The 9,710-nt window shown below is 58.3% G+C and carries 13 protein-coding genes; 8 read left to right on the forward strand and 5 right to left on the reverse strand.

Annotation, left to right across the window (positions count from 1 at the left end):
* The first annotated feature begins 11 nt into the window (after nucleotides 1-11).
* On the forward strand, nucleotides 12-587 hold the full coding sequence (locus tag AC4GMC_RS07815; RefSeq protein WP_487876404.1) for a DNA-3-methyladenine glycosylase I: 576 nt from the start codon (nucleotides 12-14) through the stop codon (nucleotides 585-587).
* 8 nt (nucleotides 588-595) lie between these two features.
* Here the strand turns inward: AC4GMC_RS07815 and AC4GMC_RS07820 are convergent, their stop codons facing one another.
* The gene (locus AC4GMC_RS07820; RefSeq protein WP_487876399.1) at nucleotides 596-1,048 is read right to left on the reverse strand and encodes an Lrp/AsnC family transcriptional regulator; all 453 of its coding nucleotides are present in this window, start codon (nucleotides 1,046-1,048) and stop codon (nucleotides 596-598) included.
* Nucleotides 1,049-1,120: 72 nt separating this feature from the next.
* Between AC4GMC_RS07820 and AC4GMC_RS07825 the strand changes: the two genes are divergently transcribed.
* Nucleotides 1,121-1,711: a LysE family translocator gene (locus AC4GMC_RS07825; protein ID WP_487876403.1), complete on the forward strand. Its 591-nt coding sequence runs from the start codon at nucleotides 1,121-1,123 to the stop codon at nucleotides 1,709-1,711.
* On the opposite strand, the gene AC4GMC_RS07830 is transcribed toward AC4GMC_RS07825, so the two are convergent.
* On the reverse strand, nucleotides 1,708-2,232 hold the full coding sequence (locus AC4GMC_RS07830) for a TlpA disulfide reductase family protein (RefSeq protein ID WP_487876398.1): 525 nt from the start codon (nucleotides 2,230-2,232) through the stop codon (nucleotides 1,708-1,710). The two genes, AC4GMC_RS07825 and AC4GMC_RS07830, sit on opposite strands and share 4 nt — an antisense overlap.
* 28 nt (nucleotides 2,233-2,260) lie before the next feature.
* On the opposite strand from AC4GMC_RS07830, the gene argH reads away from it, so the two are divergent.
* The 3 genes from argH to AC4GMC_RS07845 all read left to right on the forward strand — a co-directional run bounded on the left by argH (nucleotide 2,261) and on the right by AC4GMC_RS07845 (nucleotide 5,434).
* Complete coding sequence (gene argH / locus AC4GMC_RS07835; protein ID WP_487876397.1) at nucleotides 2,261-3,664, forward strand: argininosuccinate lyase; 1,404 nt, start codon at nucleotides 2,261-2,263, stop codon at nucleotides 3,662-3,664.
* Nucleotides 3,665-3,866: 202 nt separating this feature from the next.
* Entirely contained in the window at nucleotides 3,867-4,337 is a 471-nt protein-coding gene (gene greA, locus AC4GMC_RS07840) for a transcription elongation factor GreA (protein WP_487876396.1), read from the forward strand.
* A gap of 95 nt (nucleotides 4,338-4,432) precedes the next feature.
* Nucleotides 4,433-5,434 (forward strand): hypothetical protein, encoded by a 1,002-nt coding sequence (locus AC4GMC_RS07845; protein WP_487876395.1) that lies wholly within the window; start codon nucleotides 4,433-4,435, stop codon nucleotides 5,432-5,434.
* Nucleotides 5,435-5,440: 6 nt separating this feature from the next.
* Here the strand turns inward: AC4GMC_RS07845 and AC4GMC_RS07850 are convergent, their stop codons facing one another.
* Genes AC4GMC_RS07850 through nth form a run of 3 tightly spaced genes read right to left on the reverse strand, consistent with a single transcriptional unit; the run spans nucleotide 5,441 to nucleotide 7,499 of the window.
* A complete protein-coding gene (locus AC4GMC_RS07850) occupies nucleotides 5,441-5,824 on the reverse strand; it encodes an HIT domain-containing protein (RefSeq protein WP_487876394.1) in 384 nt (127 codons plus the stop codon).
* Nucleotides 5,825-5,871: 47 nt separating this feature from the next.
* Complete coding sequence (locus AC4GMC_RS07855) at nucleotides 5,872-6,858, reverse strand: adenosine kinase (RefSeq protein WP_487876393.1); 987 nt, start codon at nucleotides 6,856-6,858, stop codon at nucleotides 5,872-5,874.
* Nucleotides 6,855-7,499 carry an endonuclease III gene (nth, locus tag AC4GMC_RS07860; RefSeq protein WP_487876392.1) on the reverse strand — a complete coding sequence of 215 codons (645 nt, stop codon included), beginning with the start codon at nucleotides 7,497-7,499 and terminating at the stop codon, nucleotides 6,855-6,857. The genes AC4GMC_RS07855 and nth overlap by 4 nt, the downstream gene beginning before the upstream one ends.
* Nucleotides 7,500-7,634: 135 nt before the next feature.
* Between nth and AC4GMC_RS07865 the strand changes: the two genes are divergently transcribed.
* The 3 genes from AC4GMC_RS07865 to AC4GMC_RS07875 all read left to right on the forward strand — a co-directional run.
* On the forward strand, nucleotides 7,635-8,480 hold the full coding sequence (locus tag AC4GMC_RS07865) for a methylated-DNA--[protein]-cysteine S-methyltransferase (protein ID WP_487876391.1): 846 nt from the start codon (nucleotides 7,635-7,637) through the stop codon (nucleotides 8,478-8,480).
* Nucleotides 8,481-8,561: 81 nt separating this feature from the next.
* Nucleotides 8,562-9,227 (forward strand): YiaD family glycine zipper/OmpA-like lipoprotein, encoded by a 666-nt coding sequence (locus AC4GMC_RS07870; protein WP_487876390.1) that lies wholly within the window; start codon nucleotides 8,562-8,564, stop codon nucleotides 9,225-9,227.
* 61 nt (nucleotides 9,228-9,288) lie between these two features.
* Nucleotides 9,289-9,710: FadR/GntR family transcriptional regulator (locus AC4GMC_RS07875; protein WP_488055286.1), on the forward strand; the 422-nt coding region annotated here is incomplete at its 3' end.

Genomic DNA, 9,710 nt, shown 5'->3' on the forward strand with positions numbered 1-9,710 from the left:
AGGAGACCTCGATGGATCGCTGCGGATGGTGCGGAGTTGACCCCGTTTACGTGGACTATCACGACACCGAATGGGGTGTGCCCGAATGGGACAGTCGCGCCCTCTGGGAGAAGTTAATTCTTGATGGGTTTCAAGCAGGTCTCAGCTGGATAACTATCCTGAAAAAGCGCGACAATTTTAGAAATGCCTTTGCAAAATTCGACCCCAATGAGATCGCAACTTGGGGCGAGAAAGAGGTCGAGATCCTTGTACAGAACGCAGGAATTATCCGGCACCGCGACAAGATTGAAGCAACCATCGGCAACGCCCGCGCTTGGCAAAAGATCGAACAACGCGAAGGCTTCGACACGTTCCTTTGGGGCTATATGGAGAACAAACCGTTACAAAATTCTTGGGCCAGTTTGACCGATGTTCCAGCCCATACGCTGCTGTCGACTCAGATCAGCAAGGACCTCAAGAAGGCTGGATTCCGGTTTTGTGGCCCGACGATTGTTTATGCATTTATGCAAGCAACCGGCATGGTAAACGACCATTTGGTCAGCTGCCCCCGCCACGCCGAGATCGCCGCGCTGAGACAGCACAAATAGGTCCCGCCCTAGGCGCGCTCATCCTTGGGCGAGCCCATCACAACGTAACTGGTAATCGCGTGAACCTGCGGGAGCGTTCCTAAAATTTCGGTGTGGAATACTTTGTAGGCCGCCAGATCCTCTGCCTCAACCCGCAGCAGATATTCCACAGAACCGGTAATGTTGTGACACTCTCGCACCTCGGGGCTTCGGGAAATCGCGCGTTCAAAAGCCTCTTGACTGGCCTTGGTGTGATCGTTCAAGCCGACAGTGATATAGGCCGTGAACCCCCGACCAATTTTGAGCGGATTCACAACCGCGCGGTAACCGGTAATGACGCCGCTCCGCTCCAATTCCTGAACGCGGCGCAAGCACGCAGAGGGCGACAATCCCACGCGTTCTGCCAAATCGATGTTGGACACACGCCCATCTTCGGACAGCACACGCAATATATGCGCATTTATGGCATCAATCTTCGTCATATGTTGCAAAAATAGCGGACAAACACGTGAAAACGCAAGCACATGCGCACTGTTTTTATTCTTTATTGCGCCATGAGCTATGAAATCCTCCTCGCCCTAACCGGGTTTGCCTTTGTCAGTTCCATCACGCCGGGGCCAAATAACCTGATGCTAATGGCGTCTGGTGCGAACTTCGGCTTTCGGCGCACGGTGCCGCACATGCTGGGCATCGGTATCGGATTTACGCTGATGATTTTTTTGGTGGGGATGGGCTTGGCGCAGATATTTGATGCGTTTCCAGTGCTGCATACCCTCCTCAAAATCGCGAGCGTGGCGTATCTATGCTGGCTCGCGTGGAAAATCGCCCATTCCGGAACCCCAAAAGAACAAGGCGCAGGCCCCAAACCCATGACCTTTTTACAGGCGGCGGCCTTTCAGTGGGTCAACCCAAAGGCGTGGACCATGGCCCTAACCGCGATCACAATCTATGCGCCCGATAGGTCCGTTTGGGCCATCGGGGCCGTGGCCCTCGCGTTTGGCGCAGTAAACTTGCCATCGGTCTCGACGTGGACGGTGCTCGGTCAACAAATGAAGCGCATCCTCACCAACCCAAGCCGGCTGCGCGCCTTCAACTGGACAATGGCCGCGTTACTACTGGCGACGCTGTGGCCCGCCCTGACCTAGTCAGCCAAGAACCTGCCCAACAGAGCAAGCGCCTCGGGGCTATCCCACTCGGCTTCCCCCGGGAGAGAGGCGATTTCATTGCCCTCGGCATCTAGAATCACGGTATGCGGCAGCCCCTTCACCCCAAAAGCCTGCGCCAACTCAGTGGTCGGATCCCGGTGCAGCGGCAGGTTTTGGATGTTGGCACGTCTCCAGAATTTCTCCATTGCCATCGGGTTGTGCCGCCCAAAGGCCATCGTAACGACCTCGATGCCGTCTTTACCCTTCATGGCCTGCAAACGATCCAAGCCGGGCATCTCTCGCTTGCACGGAGCGCACCACGTCGCCCAGAAATTCAAGACAACCACGTCGCCCGCATAGGCGCTTAGGTCCATCGGGACCCCATCAATGGTCACAAACGATGTCACAGCAGGCGCTTTGGGCGCGGCGTGGACCTGTAGCTTCTCAAAACCCCCGGCCAGCGCGCTGTTTGCACCCAAGGCCAAGGCACCGTATAGCAGTCCGGCGCAAATTGTCCGCATGTTTCACTCCCATTTCTGGACCACTTCCATGACCCAATCCAACGATGCCGCCAGCTCCAACGCGATGTGGGGCGGGCGTTTTGCAGAAGGCCCCGACGCAATCATGGAGGCAATCAACGCCTCCATCGGGTTTGACAAGCGCATGGCGCGCCAAGACATCACCGGGAGCCGCGCACACGCCGCCATGCTAGCCGCCCAAGGCATCATCTCAGATACCGATGCAGAGGCGATCCGGGAAGGCCTCCTCACGGTTTTGTCAGAGATTGAGACCGGCACGTTCGAATTCTCGACCAAACTGGAAGACATCCACATGAATGTGGAGGCGCGCTTAACCGCATTGATCGGCGCACCTGCAGGGCGGTTGCACACCGCACGGTCGCGCAACGACCAAGTCGCGCTGGATTTCCGGATGTGGGTCCGCGACCAAGCCGACGCCGCCATCGATGCCCTCAGCGCCCTTTGCAAAGCATTGGTTGCGCAGGCCGAGGCGGGTGCCGATTGGGTCATGCCCGGCTTCACACACCTACAAACGGCCCAACCCGTCACATGGGGCCACCACATGCTGGCCTACGTCGAGATGTTCTCGCGCGATTTGACCCGCTTTGCGGACGCACGCGAGCGGATGAATGAATGCCCATTGGGTGCGGCCGCACTGGCAGGCACATCATTCCCGATTGACCGCGAAATGACCGCGCGCGAGCTGGGCTTTGACCGGCCCGCCGCGAACTCTCTTGATGCGGTCTCCGACCGTGACTTCGCGCTCGAATTCCTAAGCTGTGCGTCGATCACAGCGATGCACCTGAGCCGGCTGTCAGAAGAATTGGTCATCTGGTCATCTGCTCAATTCCGCTTTGTGCAGCTGTCGGACAAATGGACCACCGGCTCCAGCATCATGCCCCAAAAGAAAAACCCCGATGCCGCCGAACTGATGCGTGCCAAAATCGGGCGGATCTTTGGGGCGCAGGTCGCCCTCACCATGGTGATGAAGGGCCTACCGCTGACCTACTCTAAGGACATGCAAGAAGACAAAGAGCAGGTGTTTGACGCCGCCGACAACCTGATGCTGTCGCTTGCGGCCATGACCGGCATGGTGTCGGACATGCAGGCCAATGTGCCAAGCCTAGAGGCTGCTGCTTCCAGCGGGTTTTCAACGGCAACCGATCTGGCGGATTGGCTGGTCCGGGCGCTCGATATGCCCTTCCGGGAGGCACACCACGTCACCGGAACGCTTGTAAAACTCGCCGAGGACAAAGACTGCGACCTGCCAGATCTGTCGCTTGAAGATATGCAGGCGGTGCACGGTGCCATTACCGCGGATGTGTTCACCGTTTTGGGCGTGCATAATTCCGTAGCCAGCCGTACGGCCTATGGCGGCACCGCACCCGAAAATGTGCGTGCGCACGTCAAACGCTGGCAGGGCATCTACGCATGAAATCCATCGTGCTGATCTTTTGCATGGTCACCCTCGCCGCTTGTGGCGTGGATGGCGCCCCCAAACCGCCATCAGGTGGCGAAAAAACGGTCGTTTCGACCAACTGAAGGGCGCTATGCACCACCGGGCGTTGCAACGCGCCCGGCGCAATCATACAGTTAACGTGAAGTCCTGGTCAGGTCGGCCGGGTAGGAGACGTTTCATGGAAAAATTCCCAATGACCCCCAGGGGGTTCGCGGCGCTTAACGTAGAGCTCAAGCAGCTCAAATCAGTAGAGCGCCCCGCTATTATCAGGGCCATCGCCGAGGCTCGGGAACACGGCGACCTGTCGGAAAACGCTGAGTATCACTCTGCGCGCGAAAAACAGTCGTTCATTGAGGGCCGCATCAAGGAACTTGAGGGCACTATTGGTTTGGCTGAGGTGATCGACCCCGCCACCCTGTCCGGCTCAATCAAATTTGGCGCGACCGTCACCATCGTGGACGAGGATACCGAAGAGGAAAAAACCTATCAGATCGTGGGTCAAACCGAGGCTGACATCGAAAACGGCCTTCTAAACATCAAATCGCCCATTGCCCGCGCCCTGATCGGCAAGGAAGAAGGCGACAGCGTCGAGGTACGCACACCCGGCGGCGTCAAAGACTACGAAATCCTGACCGTCGCATTTAAGTAGGCGTTTCCCCTATGACCAGCTCAGCCCCACAGCCGCCGAAACCTCCCAGTGATTCCACTGGGACCGGCTCTGGGGCTGCTAAGCGAATCGCATCAATGGGTCTAAACACCTACGGGCAGCGCGACGCGCCTAGCCTAATTTCGACCATAGAGATCGTTGCCATCGTACTGAGCGTCCTTTGGATGCTGGTCGTGGGCTACTTTTATCTGACGGTTGAGCCTTCAGCAGGCCGCGAAGATGCGCCGCTGATGTCGTTGATGAGCATGGTCGGAGTGTTCCTGCCACTCGCAGTGATTTGGATCGGAGCATCTGCGGCTCGCACCGCGCGCACCATGCGCGACGAAAGCGCCCGCCTTCAGGCCGCAATCGACGGAATGCGTCACGCCTATGTTGAGCAGCAGCAGATGGCTGGCATGTCGATTAAACGTTCGATGGAAGCCAAAATTGATTCGATCTCCAAGGCGCAGGAGCGCGCTGAGGCCGCAATCGCGGGCATGGCCAGACAGGCGGCCCCAGCGCCAGCAGCCCCTGCTGAGGTGACGGCAGAACCCGCACCCCAAATGGAGATCACGGATCAACCACCCCTCGCACTAGGCACCCCCGCAGAGGCTTTGCCTGCGGGTGATCCGCTCACGATGGGTGAATTTATCCGCGCCGTGAACTTTCCCGAAAACGAGAAGGACAAAGAAGGCTTTCGCACCCTGCGCCGTGCCCTCAAGGACCGGGCCGCGGCACGGTTGATCAACGCCGCCCAAGACGTGCTGACCCTGATGAGCCAAGAGGGCATCTATATGGATGACCTTACCCCAGACCGCGCGCGTCCCGAAATCTGGCGCCAATTCGCGCAAGGTGAACGCGGGCGTGAGATTGCCTCGCTTGGCGGTATACGAGACCGATCCTCGCTTACGCTGTGTGCGGGCAGGATGCGTTCGGACCCTGTGTTCAAGGACACCGTGCATCACTTCTTGCGTCAGTTTGACCGCACGCTCGCGCAGGCAGAGCCCCGCATGACCGACGTGGAATTGACCCAATTGGGCAACACCCGCACGGCCCGCGCCTTTATGTTGCTAGGCCGCGTGACCGGAACGTTTGACTAAATGGCTCTAGCCAGCGGGCTGTAGAATTCGCCCAAGGCCACGCCCTGCCACAAGGTGGATGTGCATGTGAGGCACCTCTTGAATGGCATCTTCGCCCGCGTTTGTGATTAGGCGGAACCCATTGCCACCTTCGCCCGGCTGAACACCCAGCTCTGCACAGAGCTTGCCGATGGTACGCGTAAAATCGACGATCTCGGCCTCTGAGGCTTCGAGCGCGAAGTGATCATAGCAAACATATGCGCCCTTCGGGATGACCAGAACGTGGTTCGGCGCCTGCGGGGTGATGTCATTGAAGGCCAGCGTGTGCTCGGTCTCCATCACGGTGCTGTTGGGAATTTCACCGCGCAGGATTTTGGCAAAAATGTTCTGAGTGTCGTAAGAATAAGGCATCCGGGTCTCTCAATCAGCAAACAGGGTAGATGGGTCAGGCGGCCCGCTTACACGAGGCCTTGTTCCTTGAATACGGCGAGCAAGTCGACCTCGGGGCGGGGCCCAATGTGCCCAATCACTTCGTGCGCACAAATGACGCCCATTTTCGCGGCTGTCTCAAGATCTTTACCCGTGGACAAACCATACAAGAAGCCTGCTGCGAACTGATCACCCGCGCCTGTAGCGTCGATCGGGGTGATCGTTTTCACGGGCACTTCGATCTGTGCGCCATTGGCCCAAACCCAAACCGGCTCACCGGACCGGGTACAGGCGACGATGTCACACACGGCTGCCGCCTTGGCGAGGGCCGCATTCAGGTCGTCGGTTTCATAGAGCGTCATCCACTCTTGATCGTTGCCGATCGCGATATCCATATCTTCTGCGATAAGGCGCTGAAAATCGCTACGGTGACGGTCGGCGCAGAACGGGTCCGACAGGGTGATCGCGGCACGCCCACCTGCGGACTTCATATCCTTCGCAGCCTCGGAAAACGCGGTTTTCCCCTCATCCTTGTCGAACAGGTATCCTTCAAGAAACAGCAGACCGCCGCCTGCAAACACGTTTTCAGGCACGTCCTGAGACGAAAGATCAGCCCCCGCACCAAGATAAGTGTTCATCGACCGCTCACCATCAGGCGACACAAAGATCATCGAGCGCGAGGTTGGCAGATCAACGCCTTTGGGCGGATTGGGAAACGCGGTGCCCGATTGCGCCAGCGCATCGGCATAGAACTGACCTAAGGCGTCATCCTTTACCTTGCCGATGAATGCCGTCTTGAGGCCCAGTGCACCGATGCCCGCGATGGTGTTGGCCACCGATCCGCCCGGCGTCTCGACCCGACCATCCATCGCGGCATACAGCAGCTCGGCACGGTCGCGCTCAATCAATTGCATGATCCCCTTTTCGATCCCCATCTGGTCGAGGAACGTATCAGGCGCAGTTGAGATTACGTCTACAATCGCATTACCGATGCCGATGACGTCAAATTGGCTCATTGGGTCTTGTCCTCATAGGGGCAAAGGTCGCGGATGATGCATGTTTGGCACATCGGCTTACGCGCTTTGCAGATATAACGGCCGTGTAAAATCAGCCAGTGATGGGCGTGGTGTTGAAACGGGACTGGCACGTGGTCTTCAATCGCGCGTTCCACGGCATCGACGTCTTTGCCAGGGCAAATGCCCGTCCGGTTGCCAATGCGAAAAATATGGGTGTCGACGGCCTGCGATGGATGCCCCCACCACATGTTCAGCACGACATTCGCCGTTTTTCGACCGACACCGGGCAGCGACACAAGAGCCGCGCGGGAACAGGGGACCTCACCGCCATATTCATCCACAAGGATGCGGCTCAGCTTCATAACATTCTTGGCTTTATTCCGATACAGGCCAATCGTCTTGATGTGCTCAATCAAGGCCTCTTCACCAAGGTCGAGCATCTTTTGCGGGGTATCGGCCACCTTGAACAACGCGTGCGTCGCGCGGTTGACGCCCACATCAGTTGATTGCGCCGAAAGTGCCACGGCCACCACAAGCGTGTAGGCGTTGGTGTGATTAAGCTCACCCTCGGGTTCCGCCTCATGGGCCTGAAACCGCTCAAAAATCTGGGTAAGGGTGTTATAGTCCATCTGCTTTGCCATTTGTTGTCTATGCCTCACCCGGCACAGGCTGCCAAGCCCGCGGCAAATCATTCGCGATAAAAGGTGCAGCAATGCGCAAGGTTCGGGTCGCGGCGGCAGGCCAAGCATCCTAGTGTTTACCACAAGGAGACCGCCATGACTGACACCCCACAAGAGACTTATCACTACGGCGTTGTGCGACGTGCGCTAGATATCATCGACACGCAGGGTGCGGGCATCCGGCTTGAAGACTTGTCCAAAGAACTGGGCATGAGCCCCGCGCACCTTCAACGGGTGTTCTCGCAATGGGCGGGGCTAAGTCCCAAGCGGTATGGGCAATATCTGGCGCTAGACCATGCCAAGACACTTTTACGAGCACGTCACACCACGCTAGAAACCGCAGCCAACGTCGGCCTATCCGGCAGCGGGCGATTGCATGACCTGTTCGTGCGGTGGGAGGCCATGGCGCCCGGAGAATACGCTGCTGGCGGCATGGGGCTGACTATCTTCTGGGGCTGGTTCGAAAGCCCCTTTGGCCCCACCCTCGTGATGGGGACAGACCGGGGCATTTGCGGCATGGGGTTCGGGGCCGAAACCGGGGCGGAGCCGACCTTTGCCGACCTAAAATCCCGCTGGCCAAAGGCCACATTCGTCGAAGACCCCATGCGGTTGGGCCCTTGGGTCGATGCGGCATTCGGCAAGGTAGAGGGCGGGACAGCGCCATTGTATCTGATCGGCGCACCGTTCCAGATAAAAGTATGGGAAGCCTTGCTCAAAATCCCTTCGGGCCACGTCACAACCTATTCCGAGATCGCGCAGGCCATCGACAACCCCAAGGCCGTGAGGGCTGTTGGCACCGCCGTTGGCCGCAACCCCATTTCATGGCTGATCCCATGCCACCGCGCCTTGCGCAAATCGGGTGGTTTGGGCGGGTATCATTGGGGTCTGCCCGTCAAACGCGCGATGCTCGCGTTTGAAACAGCCAAATTGGAAACGGCTTGATCACTTGCCCGCGCATTCACTGGAATTAGCTGGCAAAGTGCGCTGCGCCCCGGCAAACTGTGAAAAAATTAGAGGTGATCTATGCGCAGTTTTCCCAAGTTCCTTGTCCTTTTGTCTACCAGTGCCATTGCCATATCTGGCTGCACCTCGGGCCCGATATCAGATGAGCCCGTTCGCAACGGCGAACGCACGCAAAGCGGCGCGGCCATCGGGGCGATCCTAGGGGCGGCTGCGGCTGGCCTGACCAATGATGATGATCGCCTCAAGAGTGCAGTCATCGGCGGGGTCGTTGGCGCCGGTATTGGCGCCGCAATCGGCCAAACGCTGGACCGTCAGGCCCGCGATCTAGAGGCGCAATTGGACAATCCCGATGTCCGCATCGAGAACACCGGGTCAGAGCTGATCGTAACCCTGCCCCAAGACATTCTGTTTGCCACCGACAGCGCGATTGTTGCACCCGGCCTTGTCAGCGATTTGCAGGCCCTTGCAGATAACCTGCAACAATACCCCAACAGCGTGGTTGAGGTGCAGGGTCACACCGACAGCACGGGCACATCGCAATACAACCTTGCCCTCAGCGCGCGGCGCGCCACGGCCGTGGCCAGCGTACTGTACGAAAACGGCGTCGACCCTGCGCGCGTGATCCCACAAGGCTTTGGCGAGGAAGATCCTATCGCAACAAACCTGACTGAAGACGGCAAGGCGCTTAACCGCCGAGTAGAGATTGTTATTCAACCAACCGTCTAGCGCCTGTGGTTGCAAAGCATTCGGCGCGGTCATATTCTTTCGCCAATTCAGGAGTATGCCCGTGCCCTTTGCCAAAATAGAATCCGAACGTTTGTCGACCGCCGTGGTGCGCCAAATCGAGGATTTAATCCTACGCGGAATCCTGCGCCCCGGGGATCGGCTGCCCTCAGAACGTGAGTTATCTGAACGGCTTGGCGTATCACGCCCGTCGTTACGCGAAGCCGTGGGCGAATTGCAGGAGCGCGGATTGCTATCGGCCAAAGCGGGTGCAGGCATCTATGTGGCCGATGTCTTGGGCTCAGCCTTTTCACCTGCGCTGGTCAAGTTATTTGCCAGCCACGACGCTGCCGTTTTCGATTACATCGCATTCCGCCGCGACATGGAGGGGCTGGCAGCCGCCCGGGCCGCCCGCCTTGGCTCGGACACCGATTTGGCCGTGGTTGATACCGTTTTCAAAAAGATGGAAGCCGCCCACACCAAGCG

This window comes from Thalassobacter sp. (genome assembly GCF_982993085.1).

What these genes read in the sequence shown, in the direction of transcription:
- AC4GMC_RS07815 (WP_487876404.1), top strand. Translation starts at nt 12, where the DNA reads ATGGATCGCTGCGGATGGTGCGGAGTTGACCCCGTTTACGTGGACTAT.
- AC4GMC_RS07820 (WP_487876399.1), bottom strand. Translation starts at nt 1,048, where the DNA reads ATGACGAAGATTGATGCCATAAATGCGCATATATTGCGTGTGCTGTCC.
- AC4GMC_RS07825 (WP_487876403.1), top strand. Translation starts at nt 1,121, where the DNA reads ATGAGCTATGAAATCCTCCTCGCCCTAACCGGGTTTGCCTTTGTCAGT.
- AC4GMC_RS07830 (WP_487876398.1), bottom strand. Translation starts at nt 2,232, where the DNA reads ATGCGGACAATTTGCGCCGGACTGCTATACGGTGCCTTGGCCTTGGGT.
- argH (WP_487876397.1), top strand. Translation starts at nt 2,261, where the DNA reads ATGACCCAATCCAACGATGCCGCCAGCTCCAACGCGATGTGGGGCGGG.
- greA (WP_487876396.1), top strand. Translation starts at nt 3,867, where the DNA reads ATGGAAAAATTCCCAATGACCCCCAGGGGGTTCGCGGCGCTTAACGTA.
- AC4GMC_RS07845 (WP_487876395.1), top strand. Translation starts at nt 4,433, where the DNA reads ATGGGTCTAAACACCTACGGGCAGCGCGACGCGCCTAGCCTAATTTCG.
- AC4GMC_RS07850 (WP_487876394.1), bottom strand. Translation starts at nt 5,824, where the DNA reads ATGCCTTATTCTTACGACACTCAGAACATTTTTGCCAAAATCCTGCGC.
- AC4GMC_RS07855 (WP_487876393.1), bottom strand. Translation starts at nt 6,858, where the DNA reads ATGAGCCAATTTGACGTCATCGGCATCGGTAATGCGATTGTAGACGTA.
- nth (WP_487876392.1), bottom strand. Translation starts at nt 7,499, where the DNA reads ATGGCAAAGCAGATGGACTATAACACCCTTACCCAGATTTTTGAGCGG.
- AC4GMC_RS07865 (WP_487876391.1), top strand. Translation starts at nt 7,635, where the DNA reads ATGACTGACACCCCACAAGAGACTTATCACTACGGCGTTGTGCGACGT.
- AC4GMC_RS07870 (WP_487876390.1), top strand. Translation starts at nt 8,562, where the DNA reads ATGCGCAGTTTTCCCAAGTTCCTTGTCCTTTTGTCTACCAGTGCCATT.